Annotated in this window: 26 protein-coding genes and 1 tRNA gene; 22 read left to right on the forward strand and 5 right to left on the reverse strand. The window is 46.2% G+C overall.

The features are described 5' to 3' along the window. Window positions 1–42: 42 nt before the first annotated feature. The 10 genes from soxB to mnmH all read left to right on the forward strand — a co-directional run bounded on the left by soxB (window position 43) and on the right by mnmH (window position 7,555). Window positions 43–1,773, forward strand: a complete 1,731-nt coding sequence (soxB, locus tag PKF022_RS04255) for a thiosulfohydrolase SoxB (RefSeq protein WP_281777353.1) — start codon at window positions 43–45, stop codon at window positions 1,771–1,773. A 20-nt stretch (window positions 1,774–1,793) separates the two neighbouring features. Beyond that, window positions 1,794–2,231 carry a DsrE family protein gene (locus PKF022_RS04260; protein ID WP_281777354.1) on the forward strand — a complete coding sequence of 146 codons (438 nt, stop codon included), beginning with the start codon at window positions 1,794–1,796 and terminating at the stop codon, window positions 2,229–2,231. 43 nt (window positions 2,232–2,274) lie between these two features. After that, a complete protein-coding gene (locus tag PKF022_RS04265; RefSeq protein WP_281777355.1) occupies window positions 2,275–3,195 on the forward strand; it encodes an MBL fold metallo-hydrolase in 921 nt (306 codons plus the stop codon). A gap of 77 nt (window positions 3,196–3,272) precedes the next feature. Then, on the forward strand, window positions 3,273–3,584 hold the full coding sequence (locus tag PKF022_RS04270; protein WP_216214634.1) for a hypothetical protein: 312 nt from the start codon (window positions 3,273–3,275) through the stop codon (window positions 3,582–3,584). A gap of 21 nt (window positions 3,585–3,605) precedes the next feature. Further along, entirely contained in the window at window positions 3,606–4,727 is a 1,122-nt protein-coding gene (locus tag PKF022_RS04275) for a YeeE/YedE family protein (protein WP_281777356.1), read from the forward strand. Window positions 4,728–4,746: 19 nt separating this feature from the next. Beyond that, the gene (locus tag PKF022_RS04280; RefSeq protein ID WP_281777357.1) at window positions 4,747–5,184 is read left to right on the forward strand and encodes a YeeE/YedE thiosulfate transporter family protein; all 438 of its coding nucleotides are present in this window, start codon (window positions 4,747–4,749) and stop codon (window positions 5,182–5,184) included. 1 nt (window position 5,185) lies between these two features. After that, window positions 5,186–5,632 carry a YeeE/YedE family protein gene (locus PKF022_RS04285; protein ID WP_281777358.1) on the forward strand — a complete coding sequence of 149 codons (447 nt, stop codon included), beginning with the start codon at window positions 5,186–5,188 and terminating at the stop codon, window positions 5,630–5,632. Between the two features lie 56 nt (window positions 5,633–5,688). Beyond that, window positions 5,689–6,033, forward strand: a complete 345-nt coding sequence (locus PKF022_RS04290; protein WP_216214643.1) for a TIGR01244 family sulfur transferase — start codon at window positions 5,689–5,691, stop codon at window positions 6,031–6,033. 22 nt (window positions 6,034–6,055) lie between these two features. Next, window positions 6,056–6,475, forward strand: a complete 420-nt coding sequence (locus PKF022_RS04295; protein ID WP_216214645.1) for a thioesterase family protein — start codon at window positions 6,056–6,058, stop codon at window positions 6,473–6,475. Between the two features lie 6 nt (window positions 6,476–6,481). After that, window positions 6,482–7,555 (forward strand): tRNA 2-selenouridine(34) synthase MnmH, encoded by a 1,074-nt coding sequence (gene mnmH, locus PKF022_RS04300; RefSeq protein ID WP_281777359.1) that lies wholly within the window; start codon window positions 6,482–6,484, stop codon window positions 7,553–7,555. Between the two features lie 8 nt (window positions 7,556–7,563). Here the strand turns inward: mnmH and PKF022_RS04305 are convergent, their stop codons facing one another. Beyond that, window positions 7,564–8,742: an acyl-CoA dehydrogenase gene (locus tag PKF022_RS04305; protein WP_216231704.1), complete on the reverse strand. Its 1,179-nt coding sequence runs from the start codon at window positions 8,740–8,742 to the stop codon at window positions 7,564–7,566. 104 nt (window positions 8,743–8,846) lie between these two features. Between PKF022_RS04305 and PKF022_RS04310 the strand changes: the two genes are divergently transcribed. Together PKF022_RS04310 and PKF022_RS04315 are read left to right on the forward strand one after the other, a co-directional pair. After that, window positions 8,847–9,557 (forward strand): queuosine precursor transporter, encoded by a 711-nt coding sequence (locus tag PKF022_RS04310; protein ID WP_281777360.1) that lies wholly within the window; start codon window positions 8,847–8,849, stop codon window positions 9,555–9,557. A gap of 103 nt (window positions 9,558–9,660) precedes the next feature. Continuing rightward, on the forward strand, window positions 9,661–11,268 hold the full coding sequence (locus PKF022_RS04315) for an ABC-F family ATPase (protein WP_281777361.1): 1,608 nt from the start codon (window positions 9,661–9,663) through the stop codon (window positions 11,266–11,268). Window positions 11,269–11,303: 35 nt separating this feature from the next. On the opposite strand, the gene PKF022_RS04320 is transcribed toward PKF022_RS04315, so the two are convergent. From PKF022_RS04320 to PKF022_RS04335, 4 genes are all read right to left on the reverse strand, one after another. Beyond that, entirely contained in the window at window positions 11,304–11,573 is a 270-nt protein-coding gene (locus tag PKF022_RS04320) for a DUF1289 domain-containing protein (RefSeq protein ID WP_281777362.1), read from the reverse strand. Beyond that, window positions 11,570–12,742, reverse strand: a complete 1,173-nt coding sequence (locus PKF022_RS04325) for a GNAT family N-acetyltransferase (protein ID WP_281777363.1) — start codon at window positions 12,740–12,742, stop codon at window positions 11,570–11,572. Before PKF022_RS04325 ends, PKF022_RS04320 begins: the two co-directional genes overlap by 4 nt. 2 nt (window positions 12,743–12,744) lie before the next feature. Further along, window positions 12,745–13,131: a lactoylglutathione lyase gene (gloA, locus tag PKF022_RS04330; protein ID WP_281777364.1), complete on the reverse strand. Its 387-nt coding sequence runs from the start codon at window positions 13,129–13,131 to the stop codon at window positions 12,745–12,747. A gap of 84 nt (window positions 13,132–13,215) precedes the next feature. Further along, window positions 13,216–14,886: an electron transfer flavoprotein-ubiquinone oxidoreductase gene (locus PKF022_RS04335; RefSeq protein WP_281777365.1), complete on the reverse strand. Its 1,671-nt coding sequence runs from the start codon at window positions 14,884–14,886 to the stop codon at window positions 13,216–13,218. 158 nt (window positions 14,887–15,044) lie between these two features. Here PKF022_RS04335 and PKF022_RS04340 point away from each other — a divergent pair, with 158 nt between their 5' ends. The 10 genes from PKF022_RS04340 to pheS all read left to right on the forward strand — a co-directional run bounded on the left by PKF022_RS04340 (window position 15,045) and on the right by pheS (window position 24,884). Continuing rightward, complete coding sequence (locus tag PKF022_RS04340; RefSeq protein WP_216231710.1) at window positions 15,045–15,746, forward strand: CoA transferase subunit A; 702 nt, start codon at window positions 15,045–15,047, stop codon at window positions 15,744–15,746. Window positions 15,747–15,788: 42 nt separating this feature from the next. Further along, window positions 15,789–16,439, forward strand: coding sequence for a CoA transferase subunit B (locus PKF022_RS04345; protein WP_281777366.1), 651 nt, complete (start codon window positions 15,789–15,791; stop codon window positions 16,437–16,439). 81 nt (window positions 16,440–16,520) lie between these two features. Next, a complete protein-coding gene (locus PKF022_RS09645; RefSeq protein ID WP_348773178.1) occupies window positions 16,521–18,356 on the forward strand; it encodes an alpha/beta fold hydrolase in 1,836 nt (611 codons plus the stop codon). Between the two features lie 21 nt (window positions 18,357–18,377). Next, window positions 18,378–20,411, forward strand: coding sequence for an HD domain-containing protein (locus tag PKF022_RS04360; RefSeq protein WP_281777367.1), 2,034 nt, complete (start codon window positions 18,378–18,380; stop codon window positions 20,409–20,411). Window positions 20,412–20,429: 18 nt separating this feature from the next. Continuing rightward, window positions 20,430–20,506, forward strand: a tRNA-Val gene (locus PKF022_RS04365). Between the two features lie 100 nt (window positions 20,507–20,606). Further along, a complete protein-coding gene (gene thrS / locus PKF022_RS04370) occupies window positions 20,607–22,529 on the forward strand; it encodes a threonine--tRNA ligase (protein WP_281777368.1) in 1,923 nt (640 codons plus the stop codon). A gap of 42 nt (window positions 22,530–22,571) precedes the next feature. Continuing rightward, window positions 22,572–23,096 carry a translation initiation factor IF-3 gene (gene infC, locus PKF022_RS04375; RefSeq protein WP_205627502.1) on the forward strand — a complete coding sequence of 175 codons (525 nt, stop codon included), beginning with the start codon at window positions 22,572–22,574 and terminating at the stop codon, window positions 23,094–23,096. Between the two features lie 127 nt (window positions 23,097–23,223). Next, the gene (gene rpmI / locus PKF022_RS04380; protein WP_011902674.1) at window positions 23,224–23,421 is read left to right on the forward strand and encodes a 50S ribosomal protein L35; all 198 of its coding nucleotides are present in this window, start codon (window positions 23,224–23,226) and stop codon (window positions 23,419–23,421) included. A gap of 25 nt (window positions 23,422–23,446) precedes the next feature. Then, window positions 23,447–23,812 (forward strand): 50S ribosomal protein L20, encoded by a 366-nt coding sequence (rplT, locus tag PKF022_RS04385; protein WP_011902675.1) that lies wholly within the window; start codon window positions 23,447–23,449, stop codon window positions 23,810–23,812. A gap of 25 nt (window positions 23,813–23,837) precedes the next feature. Next, the gene (pheS, locus tag PKF022_RS04390) at window positions 23,838–24,884 is read left to right on the forward strand and encodes a phenylalanine--tRNA ligase subunit alpha (RefSeq protein ID WP_281777369.1); all 1,047 of its coding nucleotides are present in this window, start codon (window positions 23,838–23,840) and stop codon (window positions 24,882–24,884) included. The last annotated feature ends 5 nt before the right edge of the window (window positions 24,885–24,889 follow it).

A 24,889-nucleotide genomic window follows, 5' to 3' on the forward strand; every position in this document is an offset into this window, starting at 1 on the left:
CAAAGAACAGGCCGACAGGCCTGTTTTCTTAAGGGAATATATATGTCATTAAATCGTCGCGACTTTCTGCAGGCTTTGGCTATTGCATCAGCAGGCGGATTGAGTTTGCAGTCCAATTTCGTGAATGCTCAGAGTACCGCACAGAAATACTATGATTTGCCTAAATTCGGCAATGTCCACTTCTTGCATTTCACAGACTGTCATGCGCAGTTATTACCAATTTACTTCCGCGAGCCTAATGTCAACTTAGGTATTGGCGCACAAGAGGGCAAGACTCCGCATTTGGTTGGAGAATACTTCTTAAAAGCCAATGGTATTCCAGCTGGAACACGCGATGCGCATGCATTCACTTACTTGGATTACGTTGCTGCAGCCCAGAACTACGGCAAGATGGGTGGCTTCGCCCATATGGCTACATTGGTTAAGCAAATGAAAGCAAATCGTCCAGGCGCTTTATTGCTTGATGGTGGCGATACATGGCAGGGTTCTGGTACGGCTCTTTGGACCAATGGTCAAGATATGGTCGATGCTGCTCTTGCGCTAGGTGTGGATGTAATGACACCTCACTGGGAGATGACTTTAGGTGAGAAGCGTGTGATGGAAATCGTGAATGGCGATTTCAAAGGCAAAGTCAATTTTGTTGCGCAAAATATTAAAACAGCCGACTTTGGTGATTCAGTATTTAATCCGTATGTCATGAAAGTGCAGAACGGTATTCAGGTAGCCATTATTGGTCAGGCCTTCCCGTATACACCAATTGCTAACCCACGTTACTTCACGCCAGATTGGACTTTTGGTATTCAAGAAGAAAACCTCCAGAAGACCATTAATGAAGTGAAGTCCAAGGGAGCCAAGGTTGTGATTCTGCTCTCCCATAATGGTATGGACGTGGATTTGAAGATGGCTTCTCGCGTAAGCGGTCTTGATGCCATTATGGGCGGACATACGCACGATGGTGTTCCCATTCCTGTCAAGGTTAAGAATTCCGGTGGTGTCACTCTAGTTACCAATGCTGGATCTAATAGCAAGTTTTTGGGTGTGCTCGATTTTGATGTGAAGGGCGGTAAGGCAGTTGATTTCCGCTACAAGCTCTTCCCAATATTCTCGAACATGATTCCAGCCGATCCAGCAATGAGCAAGTTGATTACCAAAATTAGAGCGCCGTTCGAAGCTAAGCTCAATGAAAAATTAGCTACTACTGAAGGCCTCTTGTATCGTCGTGGCAACTTCAATGGTAGCTTTGATCAACTTATCTTAGATGGCCTCATGGCGCAAAAGAATGCGGAGATTGCTTTCTCACCAGGCTTCCGTTGGGGCACTAGCCTCCTGCCGGGCCAAGCAATCACTCGCGAGAACCTGATGGATCAAACGGCGATTACTTATCCGTACACCACGGTTACTAATATGAGTGGTGAAACCATCAAGACCATTCTTGAGGACGTGGCAGATAATTTATTTAATCCAGATCCGTATTATCAACAAGGTGGCGATATGGTCCGCGTTGGTGGTATGCAATACACCATTGATCCTGCGCAAACAGCCGGTAAGCGTATTACAGATATGCGCTTAAACGGCAAGCCAATTGAGGCAAGCAAGACTTATAAAGTTGCAGGCTGGGCACCCGTTAGCGAAGAAGCCAAGAATGCTGGCGGCGAGCCAATCTGGGATGTGATTGAGCGTCACCTGCGTGATGTTAAGGTGGTTAAAGCAGTCAAGCTCAATGAGCCAATCATTAAGGGTGTTGCAAATAATCCCGGTATGGTTTCGATCTAATTTAAGTCATAGGACGTGAAATGAAAAAACTACTTTCCATTATTGCCTTTTTGACTTTTTCGCTAGGTTTTGGTTCTTTGGTTTCAGCTCAATCTACAGGTAATACAAAAGTGGTTTACCACATTGATGATGCTGAGACCCAAGGTCTAAAAGGTCTGCGCAATATCCGTAATCATTTAGACGTAGCGCCTCAAACTACCATTATTGTGGTGACCCATGCCAATGGCGTGGACATCATGATGGAGGGGGCGAAAGATAAGAAGAATAATGTGGAATACGCACCTTTAGTTGGCGCTTTAAAGTCTCGTGGTGTGAAGTTTGAGGTTTGCGAGATTACGCTCAAGAATCGTAACTTGAAAAAAGATCAGTTCACTTTAGATGCTGACTTCACACCATCAGGTGTGGTTCGTGTGGCAGATCTGCAATATAAAGATGGTTTTGCTTACATCAAGCCTTAAACAGTCTTATATGAATTGCTTTAAAAGTCTTGCAGGGATCCTGATGGGATCCCTTATCTTTTTGGATTCGGCTTTTGGACAGGTTAAGCCTAGCGATACGATTCAGCTAAAGCCAATACAGGTAGCGCCCCATACCTATTTTGTACAAGGCTTCCCAGAAATGGGAAGCAGCGCTAATCAAAACTTTATTTCTAATGCTGGCTTTGTTGTAACCCCAGGCGGGGTGGTGGTTGTTGATGCCTTGGGCTCGCCGATTCTGGCGCAAAAGCTCATTGCTGAAATCAAGAAAATTACTCCACAAAAGATAGTGGCTCTCATCGTGAGTCATTACCATGCTGACCATGTATATGGATTGCAAGAGTTTAAAAAAATCGGTGCAAAGATCTATGCGCAAGGTGAGGGTAGAAATTACCTCTCTTCTGAAACCGCCAAGCAACGCTTGATAGCTTCAAGAATCGATTTCGCTCCTTGGGTTAATGCAAATACCAAATTAATCTCTGCGGATGTATGGGTGGGTCAAAAAACAAAGTTGACCGTTGGTGGGGTGGACTTCTTCGTAAGTAGAGTTGGACCTGCGCATGCTCCTGAAGATCTCATGGTGTACGTGCCTTCAGAAAAAGTATTGTTTGCTGGTGATCTTGTATTCAGGGGTCGCATTCCATTTGTTGGGAACGCCGATAGCAAAGGGTGGCTGATTGCTCTAGATGAGATTGAAAAACTCAACCCCAATATTGTGATCCCAGGGCACGGCAATTACTCTGTTAAGCCGGCTGAAGATATCGCCTTCACCAGGAATTACCTCAAGTATTTGCGTGAGTCCATGTCTGAAGCCGCCATTAACCTAGATCCTTTCGAGGATGCCTATAAACAGGCTGATTGGTCTGAATACGAGGGGATGCCGCTGTTTAGGGCTGCTAACCGCATGAATGCCTATAACGTCTATCTGTCGATCCAGGCTGAGTAAGACAAGCAACTAAGGCAAATTCAGCCATTGGGCCTTAAAATAGAGGATTAATGCTAAATCCTTGATTTGTAATGAAAATGACTTTTCTCCGATCTATCTCAGCAATCGCATTCAGTGCCCTTATTAGCACTCCAGCGCTCGCTGCTCCAGATTTGGCTAATGGCAAGACCATAGACCAGCAAAAATGCTATGCCTGTCATGCCAAGAAAACCGGCTTTGGTAATGGCGACATGATTTACACCCGCTCTGATAGCAAGGTGAAATCGCTGGCTGATTTGAAAAAGATGGTTGGTCTATGTAATACCGAACTACGGCTTGATCTATTCCCAGAGGATGAAGCGGATGTCACCGCCTTTCTCAATAAACAGTTTTACAAATTTAAACCTTAATTTTTTCAAGATTTGATCGCTATGGATGTTGTAGATATTAGTTCTTTAAGTAAGTCCGTTCTCTGGGCTACTTTTGCCATCACCTTTTTTCTAGGTGCCGTTATGCAGAAAACTGGGTTTTGCAGCATGGGTGCAGTTTCTGACATTTTCATCATGTCTAGCTGGGGCCGTTTAAAGCAATGGTTTTTGGCTATCGGTGTTGCCATTATTGGTTTTACCTTGATGTCTTACCTTGGCTTGATTGATCCGCTGAAAAGTTTTTATACCGGCAATAAATTTTTGTGGCTTTCCACAATCGTTGGTAGTGTTTTGTTTGGTTTAGGTATGGTGCTGGCTTCAGGGTGCGGCAGTAAAACCTTGATCCGCATTGGTGGTGGCAACTTAAAGTCCATTGTGGTGTTTATGGTCCTCGGATTAACGGCGTATATGACAATGCGCGGTTTCTTGGGTGTAGTGCGCATCAACACTTTGGATACGTTTTTTATTGCCTTTAATACACCGCAAGATTTACCTAGTCTTTTAAGCGCACCCCTTGGCATTGCGCGTCCTCAGCTTCATTTAGCCCTGGGCTTAATCATTGGCGCTGCCTTTATTGCTTATGCCTTAGCTAACAAAGCATTTTGGACTGCTGAAAATCTATTTGCTGGCATTGCCGTAGGATTGGCAATCTGTGCGGTGTGGTGGGTATCAGGTAACTTGGGATATGTGGCTGAAGATCCAAATACTTTAGAAGAAGTATTTTTGGTAACGAATTCTGGTCGCATGGAAAGTCTTTCGTTCGTTGCACCTTATGCCTATTCCTTGGATTGGTTGATGATGTATAGCGATACATCCAAAGTAATCACAGTGGGTATTGCAGCTGTTGTAGGAATGATTTTGGGTTCTACTGCAGTATCAATTGCAACCAAATCATTTCGTTGGGAATCCTTCCGTAATACTGAAGATACCGCCAACCATTTAGTTGGCGCCGCGCTGATGGGCTTTGGTGGCGTAACTGCTTTGGGTTGTACAGTAGGGCAGGGCTTGAGTGGTATCTCCACTCTTGCTATTGGTTCATTGCTGGCCTTGCCTGGATTTATCTTTGGGGCTTATATAGGTCTACGTTATTTACAAATACGCCTTGCTCCTAACCCTTGCAGTTAATTTTAAATACGGCTGAATAATGCAAATTGATTGGATGTCTTTTACCCCCATTCCCTCCTTATTGGGCGGGATGATTCTTGGAGTTGCGGCGGCTCTATATGTTTTATTGCATGGCCGTATTTTGGGTATCAGCGGAATTGTTTCTGGCTTACTGCATCCTAAATTGACTGATTCAGCATGGCGTGTTGCGTTGGTTTTTGGTTTGATATCTGCGCCATTTCTGGCAGCGTTATTTTTTGGCATATTCCCGGTAGTGGAAATTGAAGCAGATTGGATTGCGATTGTGATTGCTGGCCTCCTAGTTGGCTTTGGTGCTCAATATGGATCTGGCTGCACTAGTGGCCACGGTATTTGTGGTCTGTCACGCTTATCACCACGTTCATTAGTTGCCACGCTCTCTTTTATGGGCGCAGGCTTTATCACTGTTTACGTGCTGCGCCACTTGATTGGAGTTTGAGATGAGAAAAAATTTCAGCCTCTTTGGTCAGTACGCAATTGGTGTGCTTTTTGGTTGGGGTTTAATTATCTCCGGCATGAGCAATCCGCAGAAGATCTTGGCATTTTTGGATTTAACCGGTAACTGGGATCCATCATTAATGTTTGTCATGATGGGTGCCGTGATTGTTGGTCTTGCCGGGTTCTACGTTGTTAGCAAAAGAACTGAAGCTTTTTTTGGTGGGGCACTGCATATCCCTACGCGCAGAGACATTACCAAGCCATTGATTATTGGCAGCTTAATTTTTGGAGCTGGCTGGGGAATCGCTGGCTTTTGTCCTGGTCCAGCTCTAGTTGCCCTAGGCGCAGGCCACCTCAAGGCCTTGGTGTTTGTGGTTGCCATGCTAGCTGGCATGGAGATCTGCGAGCGCTTCTTTACTGCCCATAAAAACAAGCCCACGAACATCTAGGCGAGCCTGATTTAAAATCGACCCTATTGCATAATTAATTGAATGTAGAGGGTTTCATGAGTCTTCCTATTTCTTGCCATAACGCTCAGTTTGGCACTCTCGGTCAGATCGACCCAAGCCATTTAGCTGAAATTGCCAAGCAAGGCTACAAGAGCGTGATTAATAACCGTCCTGATGGTGAGGGTGGCCCAAGCCAACCTTTGAATGCTGCGATCCAAGCTGAAGCTGAAAAGTTAGGATTGAATTATGTTTACTTGCCAGTAGTACCGGGCGCATTCACCCCGGCTCAAGTACAAGAAATGGCGCGCCTCTTAAAAACTTTGCCTGGACCGGTTCTCGCTTTCTGCCGCTCTGGCGCACGCTCAACTAATTTGTACCAACTTGCTTTGCAGCTTGGTTAAGCTAAAGAGCACTCGCTAAACCATGCGCATCACCATTCCCGAAGAGCGAAAATTAGTGCATGAGATGATCATGCCTATTCGTTGGGGTGATATGGATGCGTATGGGCACGTGAACAATACTATTTACTTTCGCTACATGGAGCAAGCCCGCTGTGAATGGATTACCGCGATGGGTTACGAGGTTGCCCCTGGTCGTGAATCCATGTTGATGCTGAATGGCTTTTGTAATTTTTATCAACAACTCTCGTTCCCAGGCGAGTTGATATTAAAGACCTCCATTGGCGCCATTGGCAGAACTAGTTTGGATGTCTATACCAGCATGGCTTTAACTACCTCGCCTGAAGTCGAGGCGGCTATTGGTGGCGCCACCATGGTTTGGGTAGATCTCACCACCAATAAATCAGCGCCTTGGCCTGAGCATATTTTGCAAAAGTTGCGCTAGTCTATCGTGCAACCCAGCAATCCACATATCTTAAGAGTTGATCAATTTTTATCTGAGCTAGGTCAGTTTGATCTCGTGATTGATGTGAGATCTCCAGCAGAGTTTGCTTTAGATCACATTCCTGGTGCAGTTAATTACCCCGTTCTTGATAATGAAGAGCGCGCAAAAATAGGAACGCTTTATAAACAAGAGTCTCCATTTGCAGCTAAAAAACTAGGGGCAGCGTTGGTCTCCAAAAACATTGCTACTCATCTTGAAAATCACTTCCTAGAATTACCTCGTGAATGGCGTCCATTAATTTATTGCTGGCGTGGTGGTGAACGCAGTGGCGCCTTTACTCATATTCTCAATCGGATTGGCTGGAAAGCTAAGCAGCTAGAAGGCGGTTATCAAGTTTTTCGTCGCACAGTGATTGATGGCTTAGACCAGGCAGCTGGTCAATTTTCATTTCAGGTTGTATGTGGAATGACGGGCAGCGGCAAAACACGAGTGCTGCAAGAGATCGGTGCATTAGGGGCTCAGATCCTTGATCTAGAGGGCTTGGCGGTTCATCGTGGATCAGTGCTTGGTAATGAGCCTAATGAAGACCAGCCATCGCAAAAAGGCTTTGAGACTGCGCTATGGAATGCCTTGCGTTCGCTTGACCCTGCTAAGCCAGTATTTGTGGAGTCCGAAAGCAAGAAGGTGGGGGGATTACATGTACCTGATGCTTTAATGGAAAAAATTCGCAATGGGTCTTGTGTTGAATTGAGATCGAGTACTCAAACACGAGTGTCCTGGTTAATTCGTGAATACCATCACTTTCTAACCGATACCGATAATTTCAAGCGTAAGTTAGCATTGCTAACCGCTCATTACGGAAAAGTGCAGATTGCTAAATGGAATGATGCAATTGATGCGGGTAATTTTCCTGAGCTTGTTGAAGAGTTGTTGGTAAAGCATTACGATCCTTCTTATCAGTCATCGATTGTGCGTAACTTTCCTCAATACAGAATTGAGAATTTTGTACAGCTAGATGATGATAGTGATGAGGCCTTTGCTAGAGCAGCAAAGGCCATCGCAAGTAAGCTAGGTGCTTAATTAGTTGATTAACTGAAGGCCTGAATGCCTGTTTGTGCACGACCTAAAATAAGGGCGTGAATATCGTGAGTACCTTCGTAGGTGTTAACGACTTCCAAGTTCAGCATGTGACGCACAACTCCATACTCATCTGAGATACCGTTACCACCATGCATGTCACGAGCCATACGCGCAATATCTAAAGACTTGCCGCAAGAGTTACGTTTCATGATGGAAGTGATTTCTGGGGCAGCAATGCCTTCATCTTTCATACGACCTAGGCGTAAGCAGCCCTGAAGTCCTAAAGTGATCTCAGTTTGCATGTCAGCCAATTTTTTCTGAATCAATTGATTCGCAGCCAGTGGCTTACCGAATTGCTTGCGATCCATGGTGTATTGGCGAGCGGCATACCAGCACCACTCAGCAGCGCCAAGTGCTCCCCAGGCAATGCCATAGCGTGCGGAGTTTAAGCAAGTGAAGGGGCCTTTGAGGCCTTCAATTTCTGGGAATTCATTCTCGGCAGGTACGAACACTTCATCCATCACGATTTCGCCGGTGATAGACGCGCGTAGGCCCATCTTGCCAGTGATCTTTGGAGCGCTTAAGCCCTTCATGCCTTTTTCAAGAATATAGCCGCGAATGATGCCTTCATCATTCTTTGCCCAAACTACAAACACATCTGCAATCGGGGAGTTGGAGATCCACATCTTGGAGCCAGTTAAAGAAAATCCGCCCGGAACTTTCTTGGCGCGAGTAATCATGCCACCAGCATCTGAGCCATAGTTAGGTTCGGTTAAACCAAAGCAACCAATCCATTCGCCACTAGCTAATTTAGGTAGGTACTTTTGTTTTTGGGCTTCGCTGCCGAATTCATTAATTGGAACCATCACCAAGGAAGACTGCACGCTCATCATGGAGCGATAACCAGAATCCACGCGTTCGATTTCACGAGCGATTAAACCGTAAGAGACATAGTTGAGATTTGCTCCACCATATTGCTCAGGAATGGTGATTCCTAAAAGGCCAAGCTCACCCATTTCGCGGAAGATGGCAGGATCAGTTGTTTCGTTGCGATAGGCATCATGAATACGCGGCATTAAGCGGCCTTGAGCATATTCAGCGGCAGCATCGCGAACCATACGCTCTTCTTCAGTCAGCTGGGTGTCAAGAAGTAGGGGGTCTGCCCAGTTAAAACTTACTTTACTCATTACCTTGTCATCCTCTATGCGGTGTTGTTATTACTTTTTGCCTGCACCCTGCGAATTTTCAGGAATACAGATATTCTGTTTCTATTATCCATTTTTCTGGACTTATGGACTCGCCTAGACGCCACCATCGTTATTACGACCTGATTCTGACTGCCTTCGTGGTGGTTTTATTGTGCTCGAACTTTATTGGCGCTGGTAAGGCGGCCGTAATTGATTTGCCGTATTTTGGGACTGTGCCATTTGGCGGGGGAATTCTATTTTTCCCCATCGCCTATTTCTTTGGCGACATCCTCACGGAAGTCTATGGGTACGCTTACGATCGTAGAGCGGTTTGGGCTGGCTTTGCTGCTCTCGCATTTGCCGCAATCATGGCGCAAATAGTCATTGCCTTACCGGTTGCACCTGGCGACTATATGGCTAATTATCAGCACGGGCTAGAAACGGTATTTGGAAACTCTTGGCGAATTGCCTTAGCTTCTATGTTTTCTTTCTGGTGTGGAAGCCTGGTCAACAGTTATGTATTGGCAAAGATGAAGGTGTGGACCCAGGGCCGTTTTCTGTGGATGCGTACCATTGGATCTACGGCGGTGGGCGAGATGGTCGATTCATCCTTTTTTTATGTATTGGCTTTCTATGGCATCTGGCCAATCCATGAATTGATTCAGGTAGCACTGGCCCAGTATGTCCTGAAGACCTCATGGGAAATCTTGGCTACCCCCATGACCTATTGGGTCGTGAACTTCCTTAAGCGCAAGGAAAACGAGGATTTCTACGATATTCATACAAATTTCACCCCATTTAGGGTCAAAGTCTAAGCAAGACTGCGGCTTCCTGCCAACAAAGACGTCTAAGCCGTTAAAATAACGGTCTTTGCCCCTCCGGGGTAACTATTGAATTTCAGAAAGCTAGAAAACATCCGTGCTGTCAGCATCTAATATCACCATGCAGTTTGGGGCGAAGCCTCTGTTTGAAAACATTTCCGTGAAGTTTGGCGGCGGTAATCGTTACGGCCTCATCGGCGCAAATGGTTGCGGTAAGTCAACCTTTATGAAAATTTTAGGTGGCGAGCTTGAGCCAACTAGCGGTAACGTGAGCTTAGATCCCGGTATTCGTTTGGGTAAATTGCGTCAAGATCAATTTGCATACGAAGATGTACGCGTTCTTGACGTAGTAATGATGGGGCACGAAGAGATGTGGAAGGCAGCGGCAGAACGCGACGCGATCTACGCTAACCCAGATGCTTCTGATGAAGATTACATGAAGGCTGCTGAGCTTGAAGGCAAATACGCTGAGTACGGTGGTTATACCGCTGAAGCAAAAGCAGGTGAGTTGTTATTGGGTATTGGTATTCCCATTGAGCAACACAACGGCCCAATGAGCAATGTTGCGCCAGGTTGGAAATTGCGTGTATTGCTAGCGCAAGCATTGTTCTCTGATCCAGATGTATTGCTGCTTGATGAGCCAACCAATAACTTGGACATTCACTCCATTCATTGGCTTGAGGACATCCTCAATCAAATTAAGAGCACCATCGTCATCATTTCCCATGATCGTCACTTCCTCAATGAAGTCTGTACGCATATGGCCGACATGGACTATGGAACCTTGAAGGTTTATCCAGGTAATTACGATTCCTACATGCTGGCATCTGTTCAGGCTCGCACTCAGCAGCTGAGTAATAACGTGAAGGCGAAAGAGAAAATTGCTGAATTGGCAGCTTTCGTAGCTCGCTTCTCTGCAAACGCTTCTAAAGCACGCCAAGCGACTTCACGCCAGAGACAGCTAGAGAAAATTGAGATTGTTGAAGTAAAGCCTTCATCACGTCAGAACCCATTTATTCGTTTTGATACTGAGAAGAAGCTGCACAACATGGCGGTAGAGTGCAATGCGCTAACTAAGGCTTATGACCGCGTTATCTTCAAGAATTTCAAATTAGGCGTTCGTGCTGGCGAGAAGATTGCCATCATCGGACAAAACGGTGCTGGTAAGACGACACTGCTCAAGACCATTCTAAGCAAACGCTTTGAAGGTATTGCTGCTGATAGCGGTGATGTGAAATGGGCTGAGAACGCTAACGTTGGTGTGATGCCTCAAGACAATACTGAGATGTTCGCAAAAGACGAATTGCTCATGGATTGGATGAACAACTGGCGTAATACTGGTGATGACGATCAAGTTATTCGTGGCACATTAGGTCGCCTCTTATTCTCTGGCGATGATATTGGCAAGTCCGTTAAGGTGCTCTCTGGTGGTGAAAAGGGCAGAATGATTTGGGGCAAATTGATGCTCCAAAAATATAACGTGCTAGCAATGGATGAGCCGACAAACCATATGGATATGGAATCCATTGAGAGCTTACAAATTGCACTTGAGAAATTCGACGGCACTTTGATCTTTGTTTCTCACGACCGTGAGTTTGTATCTGCTTTGGCTAATCGTATCTTAGAAGTGAAGATGGATGGCACGGTTACTGACTACTCAGGAACGTACGAAGAGTATTTGCGCAGTCAGGCATTAGAAGGTTAAAGCAACCTCACTAGTAGCTACTTAAAAATAAGCCCCTAAGCGGGCTTATTTTCTTTGACTTGTCGTTGAAAGCGGGTCGCAGTACCTTCTTCGCGAATGCGCTTCCACACCGAATCTTTTTCTTCCTGAGAAAAGAATACCCAATTACTGACTTCTCCGAGAGTGCGACCGCATCCTTGGCAGATTTCATCGTAAAGAGTGGTGCATACACCAATACAAGGGGAGTCGGACTCATTGTCCCCAGTCGATAGGGAGTGAGAACCGTCTTGCGAGGCTGATTTAGTATCGTTGCTTCCAGAATTCATGGCTGTACTTTAGACGATTTCAAAGGACTGTGCTCGGCAAGCTCATCGACGTAGGCTCCAATCCCTTGATGCTCTCGATCTAAGAAGTGTTGGACTGCTTTGGCAAAGCGTGGATCAGCAATAAAATGCGCTGATTGAATCGTGGTGGGAAGAAATCCCCGAGCCATCTTGTGCTCACCTTGAGCACCACCTTCAAAGGTTTGGATCTTTTGAGCAATACAGTATTCAATGGCTTGGTAATAGGCAGTTTCAAAGTGGAGGCAGGGAATGTGTTCTATCGCACCCCAATATCTGCCATAAGCCTTGGAGGTTTTCGGGTCTATCACTAGTAATGATGCAGCAATAGGATGGCCCGCACGTTCAGCAATGATTAAATGAAGATTCTCAGGCATTCTCTGAGCCCATAGCTTGAAGAAAGTCTCACTGAGATATGGATTAGAGCGATGCTCTAAGTAGGTATTTTCATAGCAGCGATAGAAAAATTCCCAATCATCATCGGTTGAAGATATTCCTGGCACATGCCTAAAGTGAATAGATTCTTTTGTCACTTGCTCGCGCTCGCGCCGAATATTTTTGCGGCGCTTCATTGTGAGGGCTGCTAAAAATTGTTCAAAGTTCTCAAAGCCCTGGTTATGCCAATGAAATTGCACAGAGTCACGTAGCATGAAGCCTTGCTCTTGAAGGTTTTTAGATTCTGAGGCGTAAGGGAATAAAACATGCGCTGAAGACAGATTGTTTTGAATAACTAAAGTTTTTAACCCTGTAATGACATGCTGCTTAACCATGTCGGCATCAATGTGACTGGCGCTAAGAATTCTGGAGCCTTGTACAGGGGAGAAGGGGATGGCGCAGAGCGCTTTGGGAAAGTACTGCATGCCTTGCTGCTCATAAGCCTGAGCCCATGACCAATCAAACACAAACTCTCCATACGAATGTTGCTTCAAATACAGAGGCATTGCACCTATCAGTTGGCCATGATCTTTTAGGAGCAGGTGTGCGACTTGCCACCCAGTATTGCCTCCAACACAACCCGTCTCTTCTAGAGTGCTAAGAAATTCATGGCGCAGAAAGGGGCCTGCATCAGCAGGAAGTAAAGCATTCCATTCCTCGCACGGAATATCGCTTAAGCGATCAAGTATGTCTAGTTGATATGAATCGGGCTGGGCCACGATTAGCGCTGAATGAGCTCTATTTTGTAGCCATCAGGATCGGTCACAAATGCAATGATGGTATCGCCGCCAGCTACTGGACCAGCTTCACGAGTGACATTACCGCCAGCTGCCTTAATCTTGGCGCACGCAGCATAGGCATCAGGAACACCAATGGCTATATGACCATAGGCTGTTCCCATCTCATAGCTAGAAACTCCATGGTTATAGGTTAGCTCAATCTCAGCTTGTCCATCTCCATTACCTTTGCCGAACCCCACAAAAGCGAGCGAGTATTTTTGCTCAGGACGCTCAGTTGTACGTAGTAAATTCATTCCCAATACTTTGGTGTAGAAGTTAATAGAGCGATTCAGGTCGCCAACGCGCAGCATAGTGTGTAGGATCATCATGGTTTAAATATAACGCTATTTATTGATTCCTGTTTTTAATGAAAAACCCCGGCATCTAACCGGGGCTTGTTGTATTGCATTGCTTTACATCGATGCGTAGTTCGGTCCACCACCACCTTCTGGAGTAATCCAGATAATGTTTTGGGTTGGATCTTTAATGTCACAGGTTTTGCAATGAACACAGTTTTGCGAATTGATTTGCAAACGTGGTTTGCCGTCAGTTTCTACGTACTCATATACGCCAGCAGGGCAGTAACGTTGCTCGGGGCCTGCATAGGTTTTGAGATTGATATCCACAGGCACGGAATCATTCTTCAGAGTTAAGTGGATAGGCTGATTCTCGGCATGATTCGTATTGGAAATAAATACGGATGAAAGGCGATCAAAGGTAATCTTCCCATCTGGCTTCGGGTAGTCAATGGGCTTGTGTTGAGCAGCCGGCTCTAGGCATTCGTGGTCAGCATGTTTCAGATGAACCGTCCATGGCATATTGCCGCCCAATAACTTTTGCTCTAAACCAACCATTAGGGTGCCGAGATAGAGACCTTTTGACATCCATGGCTTGAAGTTGCGCGCTTGATTGAGTTCTGTATGTAACCAACTATTTTGGAATGCAGTTGGGTAAGCAGATAAAACATCTTCAGAACGGTTTTCATTAATCGCTGCGACTGCCGCTTCTGCAGCAAGCATGCCGGTCTTAATGGCTGCATGACTACCTTTGATGCGTGACGCATTCAAATAGCCAGCATCGCAACCAATGAGTGCGCCACCAGGGAACACAGTTTTTGGCAGGCTGTTTAAGCCGCCTGCAGTTAATGCACGCGCACCATATGCAATACGCTTACCGCCTTCAAAAGTTTCCCGAATCTTGGGGTGCAACTTATAGCGTTGAAATTCTTCGAAAGGAGAGAGGTAAGGGTTCTTGTATGAGAGTCCAACCACCAAGCCAACTGCAACCTTGTTATCACCTAAGTGATAGAGGAATGAGCCGCCATAGGTATCACTCTCCAATGGCCAGCCTGCTGTGTGGACAACCAGCCCAGGCTTGCTCTTGGAGGGCTCCACTTCCCAGAGCTCCTTAATCCCAATGCCATAGCTTTGTGGGTCGGCATCTTTATCTAATGCAAATTTAGAGATGAGCTGTTTGCCGAGATGACCGCGTGAACCTTCAGCAAAGAGGGTGTACTTGCCACGCAATTCCATACCAAGTTGAAATTGATCGGTAGGGTTGCCTTCTTTATCCAAACCCATTGAACCAGTAATCACTCCGCAAACTGCGCCTTGATCGTTATAGAGAATTTCTGCTGCAGGAAAACCGGGAAAAATTTCAACACCGAGATTTTCAGCTTGTTGTCCAAGCCAGCGTGTCACGTTTGCAAGACTAACAATATAGTTGCCTTCATTTTTAAAGCAGTGGGGCAGCATCCAATTCGGAACTTGATAGGAGCTTTCACTGGTTAAAAATAAAAATTGATCTTCGGAGACTGGGGTGTCGAGTGGCGCACCTAATTCTTTCCAATCTGGAAATAACTCAGTAAGCGCCTTTGGATCCATCACCGCGCCAGAAAGAATGTGAGCGCCGATTTCAGAGCCCTTTTCCAGCACGCAAACGCTGATCTCTTTGCCGGAGGCATTTGCTAGTTGCTTAGTTTTAATGGCGGCCGATAAGCCTGCAGGGCCGCCTCCAACGATGACTAAGTCATAGTCCATGGAGTCTCTGGGCCCAAATTGCTCGACCAGTTCAGCAGCATTCATTTGATTTCTCCGAAATTTCTCAAAAATAGGGTATTTAAGCCCTAATAGTTTAGTTCCAACTGCCAAAATCCGAATTAGTGCCAAGACCGTCTGGATCAACGGCCCCAAAGCGTTATGATTGCTTTTTTACCCTTTTTGGCAATATTAGGACAAAAGTTATGAATAAAACTTACCCATCGGCAGTCGATGCCTTGCGGGACATCTTAAAAGACGGACAAAAATTAGCTGTTGGCGGTTTTGGTCTCTGCGGCATTCCTGAGGCATTAATTCAGGCGGTAAAGGATTTGGGCGTTCAAAACCTCACTGCAATTGCTAATAACGCAGGCGTAGATGGATTCGGATTGGGTTTATTGCTGAACTCTCGCCAAGTTAAAAAGATGGTTGCCTCTTATGTGGGCGAGAACAAAGAATTCGAGCGTCAGTATTTAGCTGGTGAGTTGGAGTTGGAATTTACGCCGCAAGGAACCTTGGCAGAAAAACTGCGCGCCGGTGGTTGCGGTATTCCTGCTTTCTACACCAAGACTGGTGTTGGCACTTTAGTTGCTGAAGGTAAAGAGGAAAAAGAATTCGATGGCGAGAAATACATCATGGAGCGCTCAATTATTTCTGATATTTCTTTGGTGAAAGCTTGGAAAGCAGATAAGTCAGGAAACTTGGTCTATCGCTACACAGCGCGTAACTTTAATCCGGTTGTAGCAATGGCTGGCAAGATCACGGTAGCTGAAGTAGAGGAGATTGTTGAGAACGGTCAGCTGCATCCCGATGAGATTCATACGCCTGGTATTTATGTGCACCGATTGGTACTCCATAAGACTCCAGAGAAGCGTATTGAGCAGCGCACAATGACTGCAACAGCTTAATTTCCCGAACGGCAACAGAACAGAATATTTAGGAAGATCGACATGGCTTGGACTAGAGATGAGATGGCAGCCCGTGCTGCTAAAGAATTAAAAGATGGTTACTACGTGAACTTGGGTATTGGTATGCCTACTTTGGTGGCTAACCATGTACCAAAAGATATGGAAGTGTGGCTTCAGTCTGAAAATGGTCTATTAGGTATTGGCCCGTTCCCAACTGAAGAAACGATTGATGCCGACCTGATTAATGCCGGTAAACAAACCGTGACTACTTTACCCGGTTCATCTATTTTTTCTTCCGCAGATTCCTTTGGCATGATTCGTGGCGGCAAAATCAACATTGCGATTTTGGGTGCAATGCAAGTAAGCGAATATGGTGATTTGGCTAACTGGATGATTCCAGGAAAAATGGTCAAAGGCATGGGCGGCGCTATGGACTTGGTGGCCGGCGTAAAACATGTTGTTGTGTTGATGGAGCACGTTGCCAAGAAAAAGGATGGCACAGAAGAGCTGAAGATTTTGCCTAAGTGCACATTACCTTTGACCGGTGTGGGCGTCATTAGCCAGATCATTACCGATCTTTGTGTCTTGGACATTACCCGATCGGGCTTGAACTTAGTTGAATTAGCTCCTGGTGTGACAAAAGAAGAAGTTATTGCAAAGACAGGTGCCCCTGTTGATACAACGGGTTTCTGAGCAATTAATCCAGATGAATGAAATAATGGAATCACTATGTCGGGATTCCATTTTCCTCATTCAAAATCCTCAGTACCCAAGATGAATTCGGGCATTGATCCTTCGCTTCATGCCCATAAAAAGGGTGATGCAAAACACACCCATAGCAAGCAAGTTTCTAATCAAAATTTACTCTTAATTGCCTTAGTACTCACTTTAGGCTTTTCAGGTATTGAAGGCGCGGCAGCATACTTTGCTAACTCATTGGCATTGATATCCGATGCCGGGCATATGGTTACCGATGCTGCAGCGCTTGGACTTGCGCTATTGGCGCAAATTATTTCTCGTAGACCACCATCCCCAAAACATTCATTTGGTTTTGGCAGAGCAGAAGCCCTGGCAGCATTTGTCAATAGCATTGTGATGCTGGCTTTAGTTGTATGGATTATGGTTGAGGCAATTAGTCGATTCTATGAGCCACATAAGGTGGATGGCCTTACCGTCACTGTTGTCGCTGCTATCGGCTTATTGATGAATATCGTGGTTGCATGGGTGTTGTCGCGTGATAAGAAGAGCGTGAATACTCGTGCAGCCTTAGTTCATGTCATGGGCGATTTGCTGGGATCAATCGCTGCGTTGGTTGCAGGCGTTGTCATTCAGTTAACGGGCTGGATGCCAATTGATGCCATTTTGTCTATCTTGGTATCGCTACTGATTCTGAAATCAACCATCTCCATTCTGCATGAGTCGTATCACTTTCTCATGGAGGGTGTGCCTCTCCACATTGACTATTTACAAGTTGGCACTGATTTAAGAAGAGTCCCGGGCGTACTTGCGGTGCACGATTTACATGTTTGGGAGATGACTCCAAGCTTTCCAGCATTGATTGGCCATATTGAAATTGCCGATATTCAAGAGTGGCCACAGATCATGGCCAGAATTAATGAAATGTTGTTAGATAAGCATGGTATTGATCATGTGACCTTACAGCCTGAGGTGATTGGTGAAGACCATGATCATGAGCATGAGCATGATCACGCAAATCATGAAATTCACAATGAAGCGCAAGCTGCAAATGTATTTCATGATGGCGAAACTTTTTACGTCGACTGCTCTAGTGGCGATGAAAAACATCGCATGGCCTATCACGCATGGGGCAATCCAGGTAATCCAGTATTGATGTGTGTTCATGGTCTCACCAGGCGGGGCAGTGACTTTAAGACCCTCGCACTAGCTATGTGCAAGGATTATTACGTTGTTTGTCCAGATATTGTTGGTAGGGGTGATTCAGACCGCCTTAGCAATCCGATGCTGTATGCCGTACCACAGTACGTTTCAGATATTGCCTCCTTAGTGAAAAAACTTGGTGTAACTCAAGTGGACTGGTTTGGTACATCGATGGGCGGTCTCATTGGAATGGTTTATGCATCAATGCCAAACTCGCCAATACGTCGCATGTTGATCAATGATGTGGGCCCGAAGATTGAGTCTGAGGCTATCAAGCGTTTGGGCTCTTACGTAGGGCAGCCATTTGCTTTTGCCAGTCGTGAAGATGCGCTTACTCGCTTGAATGAAATCTGCGCCAGTTTTGGTGAACACACTCCGCAAGAGTGGGAAATCTATAACGGCCCTATGTTGATTCAGAAGGAAGGTAAATGGATCATGCATTACGACCCAGATATTTCGGTGCCTTTTGCTTCTGTTAATCCAATCATGGCAAAGGCAGGCGAAATGGCGATGTGGCATGCGTTTAAGCAAATTCATATTCCGATGCTGATTGTGCGGGGTGGAAATTCTGACTTGCTGTCTGCTGCAACCGTTGCTCAAATGTGCAAAGTAAATCCCTATGCTCGCAGTATTGAGATTCCAAACGTAGGCCATGCTCCTGCATTTGTGAAGCCAGAGCAAATTGCGTTGGCAAAAGAATTCTTCAGCTAATTCCTACAAATCATTTTGCCTATGGCAAATAATCCCACTACATCCGAAAAAGTAGCCGTCTTTCAGGATGCCTGGTATGGCGAGCCAGCTGAATCACATGCGCTTGGGGTTTCGAAGATCCTGCAAACTCTCAACTTAGACGAAGCAACCCTAGTTGCGGCAAATAATATTGCGCGTACCCACGGTAAAGAAGCGCTCATTAAATTGATTGGTGAAGAGCCTGCCAAGTTATTGATTGGTTATCGCGGTTTGCGTCAGGCCCAAGCAAAATTGATGCGTGATGATGGTGGACTCAGTGTTACCGGCCAAGAAGAAATGCTGCGCAAAATGCTTCTAGCATTTGGTGATGACTTAAGGGTGGTGCTGATCTATCTCTCATCTCGATTGCAGACTCTGCGCTGGATCACTCAAGAGAAAATGGAGATGCCAGCTGCTTGGGCGCAGGAAATCCTGAATATTGATGCCTCATTAGCGAATCGCTTGGGTATTTGGCAGATGAAATGGGAGATGGAGGACTTAGCGTTTCGGGCGCTATCTCCAGAAACCTATCGAGAGATCGCCAAGATGCTCGATTCGAAACGTATTGAGCGTCAGTCATTCATCGATCAAATTGTGTTGCAGCTACAGGAAGAACTCAAGGCTGCGCAAATTGATGGTGAAGTACTTGGTCGACCTAAGCATATCTACAGTATCTGGAAAAAGATGCAAGGCAAATCCTTAGACTTTGCCAATCTGTATGACGTCAGAGCATTTCGAGTTTTAGTTGATGATGTGAAGTCTTGCTATGCCGTGCTGGGTATCGTGCATAACGTTTGGCAACCAGTACCACGAGAATTTGATGATTACATTGCAAGGCCTAAGCCCAACGGTTATCAATCATTGCACACAGTAGTGATGAATGATGACGGTACTGCATTTGAAATTCAGGTGCGTACACAAGAAATGCATCAGCAGGCTGAGTATGGATTGGCAGCACATTGGCGCTACAAAGAGGGTGCCTACGTTGGTATGGCGACGCCACCCAATCTAGCAAAAACCAATAAGCCCAGCATTAACCATCAACAAGGAACGCATAGCGCAGAAGTGGCCTATGAGAGGCAAATTGCGTGGGCTCGTCAGCTTATCTCCTGGAAAGAAGATGCTTGGGAGCAACTCAAACATCATGAGATTGACGATCATATTTATGTACTCACGCCATTAGGTAAGGTGATCTCATTGGAGAAGGGCTCAACGCCCATTGATTTTGCTTATGCTGTACATACCAGTCTAGGTCATCGCTGTAGGGGTGCAAGAGTGGACGGCGCTATGGTGCCATTAGAGACCCCTCTACAAAATGGTCAAACAGTCGAGATTATTGCCGTGAAGCATGGTGGCCCATCGCGCGACTGGATTAGCCCTGATAAAAATTACCTTCGTTCGCAAAGAGCGCGCCAAAGAGTGCGCGCTTGGTTTAATGCATTGGACGATGAGGAAGCTGGTCAGTCAATTAAGACGATTGATAACAAGCAAGATGCCAACTCAGAAACTAAAGTTACTCCTGCTACGCCCGAGATTATTCTGCGCAGCAGTACGCGTAAGCACGCGCAAAGCGGCGATGTCTTGGTGGTTGGAGTGGATTCGCTACTCACTCAGCTAGCGCGTTGCTGCAGACCTGTTCCACCAGATGCTATTGCTGGATTTGTGACGCAGGGCAGAGGAGTGTCAATTCACCGACGCTCTTGTAAAACCTTTAGGGGTCTGCTTGAGCGCGCGCCAGAACGGGTGATTCAAACTGCGTGGACCGCTTCGGCCGCAGATCCTATCGTCAACCAGGAGCAAAAACGGGTATTCCCAGCAGATTTGGTTGTAACTGGCCTAGATCGACCTGAGCTCATGCGGGAGCTCTTTGAGATTCTCACGCGGCAGGGTGTGCATGTGATTGATTTACGTAAATCAGCTAAAAAAGGCTTAGCTCAGATCCTTTTAACGGTTGAGGTGAAGGATTCTGAAGTCTTACGAGTGGTTCAAAACAGCTTAGAAGAGGTCAAAGGGGTCACCCAAGTGCGCCGCCGGTGATAAACTCTATGGCTGTATAGGCTCGTAGCTCAGCTGGTTAGAGCACCACCTTGACATGGTGGGGGTCGTTGGTTCGAGTCCAATCGAGCCTACCAACGAATAAGACCCAAAGAGGCGCGGATGCCCTAAAGCTACCGCGCTTTCTTTTTGGGAAAGATGTCAGGAATGTAGTTCAGTAAATAAGATGGGGTCATCATGCTTGTAGTTACTCTGCCCGATGGATCAAAACGTGAGTTTGAGGCACCAGTTCGCGTAGCGGATGTTGCACAAAGCATCGGTAGCGGTCTTGCAAAAGCCGCATTAGGTGGCATTGTTGACGGCAAGATGGTGGATACCAGTTTTGTTATTGATAAAGATAGTCAACTAGCCATCATTACTGATAAGAGTCCTGAAGCGTTAGAAATTGTTCGTCATTCGACTGCTCACCTATTGGCATACGCTGTAAAAGAATTATTTCCTGAAGCGCAAGTTACGATTGGCCCAGTGATCGAGAATGGTTTTTATTATGACTTCTCATATCACCGCCCATTTACTCCGGATGACTTAGTTGCTTTAGAAAAGAAGATGACTGAGCTGGCTAAAAAAGACGAGCCAGTCACTCGTACCGTAATGCCACGTGATGAAGCTGTTGAGTTTTTTAAGAAGCAGGGCGAAAACTACAAAGCAGAATTGATTGCCAGCATTCCGCAGGGTGAAGATGTATCTCTATATGCCGAAGGCATGTTCACCGACTTGTGCCGCGGCCCGCACGTACCATCTACTGGCAAGCTCAAGGTCTTTAAGCTGATGAAGCTTGCGGGCGCCTACTGGCGTGGCGATAGTAAGAATGAGATGTTGCAGCGTATCTACGGCACAGCCTGGTTACGCAAAGAAGATCAAGATGCTTACTTGCATATGCTTGAAGAGTCTGAGAAGCGTGATCATCGCCGCCTCGGTAAGCAGCTCGATTTATTTCATTTCCAAGAAGAGGCTCCAGGCTTAATTTTCTGGCACCCAAAAGGTTGGTCAATTTGGCAAGAAGTTGAGCAATACATGCGTCGCGTGTATCAGCAAGAAGGCTACCAAGAAGTTAAAGCGCCACAAATTTTGGATCGTGGTCTTTGGGAAAAATCCGGCCACTGGGACAACTACAAAGAGAATATGTTTACGACAGAGTCGGAGAATCGTGCTTATGCATTAAAGCCGATGAACTGTCCTGGTCACGTACAAATTTATAACTCTGGTTTGCATAGCTATCGTGAGTTGCCATTGCGCTTCGGTGAATTTGGTCAATGTCATCGCAATGAGCCATCGGGCGCTTTGCATGGTTTGATGCGCGTACGTGGCTTCACACAAGACGATGGCCATATTTTCTGTACTGAAGATCAAATTCAATCCGAGGTCGCTGCATTTGATAAAGCAGTGCGCGCCGTTTATCAAGATTTTGGTTTTACTGAGGTTGCTGTAAAGCTCGCTTTACGTCCAGCTAAACGCGTTGGCGATGACGCTATTTGGGATAAAGCTGAAGATGCCTTGCGTGGCGCTTTGAAGGCTTCCGGCCAGGAATGGGAAGAATTGCCAGGCGAGGGTGCGTTTTACGGTCCAAAGATCGAATATCACCTCAAAGACTCCATTGGACGTACTTGGCAGTGCGGCACGATTCAGGTGGATTTCTCCATGCCAGCCCGTTTGGGTGCTGAATATGTGGCTGAAGACAATAGCCGTAAGACCCCAGTCATGCTCCATAGAGCAATTGTGGGCTCTTTAGAGCGTTTTATCGGCATTTTGATCGAAAATCACGCAGGAAACATGCCAGTTTGGCTTGCTCCGACCCAGGCTGTAGTCCTTAATATCTCAGGAAATTCTGCTGCATACGCACAACAAGTGCAGCAATTGCTGAAAAAACAAGGGTTTAGAGTCGAATCTGATTTGCGGAACGAGAAAATTACGTATAAAATACGCGAGCACGCATTACAGAAGATCCCATTTTTGCTCGTTGTAGGGGATAAAGAATCTGAAAGTAATACGGTGGCCGTTCGTGCCCGTGGCGGAGTGGATTTAGGCGTAATGCCTCTTGATGCCTTCGTTGCCCGACTCCAGCAGGATATTTCCCAGAAAGTCGGACCCGAGCCTAGCTAGGGTTAGAACGGTTTTTATTGTTTTTTTAAAGGAATTAAGAAGATCGCTACTGAAAAATTGCAACGCATTAACCGGGAAATAACTGCTCCCGAAGTGCGTTTGATTGGAATCGATGGTGAACCCATCGGTGTAGTTAAGTTGAGTGAAGCCTTGGCTGCAGCAGAAGAGAAAGAAACCGATTTGGTTGAAATTGCTCCGACGGCTGTTCCACCTGTAGTCCGCATCATGGACTTCGGCAAATTCAAATACCAAGAAGCCAAGCGGATGCATGAAGCAAAGCTGAAGCAAAAAGTCATTCAGGTGAAGGAAGTGAAATTCCGCCCTGGTACTGATGATGGTGACTACGGTGTGAAGCTACGCAATCTAATCCGCTTTTTAGAAGATGGCGATAAGACAAAGATTACGCTGCGGTTTCGGGGTCGTGAGATGGCCCACCAAGAAATCGGAGTCAGAATGTTGGAGCGTTTGAAGTTGGATCTCGTTGAATACGGCCAAGTCGAACAGTTTCCAAAGATGGAAGGCCGCCAGATGGTGATGGTGTTGGCCCCCATTCGTAAGGCTAAGTAACTAGGTTCTACCTAGTTCTTATGTAGGGAGGCGCTGAAAGGTGCCGGTAGTTTGAAGTGCTTCTGGGTACAGGAAGAGTAACCGTCGGTTACCACCTATGTTGCACAAGTAATTGAAGGGGTGCTTTATGCCCAAGATGAAGAGCAAGAGTAGCGCTAAAAAGCGCTTCACGGTTCGCGCAGGCGGAACGATCAAACGAGGTCAGGCTTTCAAACGCCACATCCTCACCAAGAAGACCACTAAGAATAAGCGTCACCTCCGTGGTTCCACAGAAGTTGCGAAAGCTGACGTTAAGTCAATTCGCTCTATGCTTCCATACGCTTAACCTCAGACTAGATTAGGAGAATTAAATGCCAAGAGTCAAACGTGGGGTTACAGCAAGAGCCCGTCATAAGAAAATCACCGATGCCGCTACAGGTTACCGTGGCCGTCGTAAGAACGTATTCCGTATTGCTAAGCAAGCGGTTATGCGTGCTGGTCAATATGCATACCGTGACCGTCGCAATAAGAAACGTGTATTCCGCGCTTTGTGGATTGCTCGTATCAACGCGGCAGTTCGTCAGCATGACATGACCTATAGCGTATTCATGAATGGTATGAAGAAAGCTGCGATCGAACTCGACCGTAAAGTGCTTTCTGATATGGCCATTGCTGACAAAGCGGCTTTCGCTGCTTTGGTTACTCGGATCAAATCCGTAGTAAACGCTGCAGCTTAATCTTAGTTTTCTAAACTAAGCTGCAATGGTTTCTCTCGACCACATTGTCGAGGATGCTAAACGTGATTTCCTCGGGGCTGCCGATGCGGCAGCTCTAGAGGACGCGAAAGCCAAGTATCTCGGTAAGTCAGGTGTTCTCACTGAGCGTTTAAAAGCGCTTGGTGGAATGTCGCCTGAGGAGCGCAAGAGTGCTGGCGCCCAAATTAATCAAATCAAAACTCAAGTAGAAGCTGCGTTACAAGAGCGTCGCCAAGCTTTGGCTGATGCTGTGTTGATGCAACGTCTTGCGGCTGAGTCTATTGACGTTTCCTTGCCTGGCCGTGGCCAAGCAGTAGGTAGCTTGCATCCTGTGATGCGCACCTGGGAACGCGTTGAAGAGATCTTCCGCTCGATTGGTTTTGATGTAGCAGATGGCCCTGAAATTGAAACCGATTGGTTTAATTTCACTGCCCTGAATAGTCCCGAGAATCATCCTGCACGTTCAATGCAGGATACGTTTTATATCGACGGCAAAGATTCGAACGAGAAGCCTTTGTTGTTGCGCACACATACTAGCCCTATTCAGGTTCGTTATGCGAGTGAGCATGTTCAGAAATACGCTAACGCTGATGTGATGCCACCAATCAAAGTGATTGCACCAGGCAGAACTTATCGTGTTGATAGTGATGCAACCCATTCACCGATGTTCCATCAGGTTGAAGGCCTGTGGATTGCTGAGAGCGTCTCCTTTGCAGACCTCAAGGGCGTCTATACAGACTTCTTAAGAACCTTCTTTGAAACAAATGAATTGCAAGTGCGTTTCCGCCCATCGTATTTCCCATTCACTGAGCCATCAGCTGAGATTGATATGGCCTTTGGTAGCGGTAAGCTTGCTGGTCGTTGGTTAGAAATCTCTGGAGCAGGGCAAGTTCATCCGAATGTATTGCGCAATATGGGTATCGACCCAGAGCGTTATACCGGCTTTGCCTTTGGATCTGGATTAGAGCGCTTAACCATGTTGCGTTACGGCGTAGATGATCTTCGTCTGTTCTTTGAAAACGATCTGCGTTTCTTGGCGCAGTTCCCTGCATAACCCAA

Origin of the sequence: Polynucleobacter sp. KF022 (assembly GCF_027924105.1) — a bacterium.
In the GTDB taxonomy this organism is placed as follows: domain Bacteria; phylum Pseudomonadota; class Gammaproteobacteria; order Burkholderiales; family Burkholderiaceae; genus Polynucleobacter.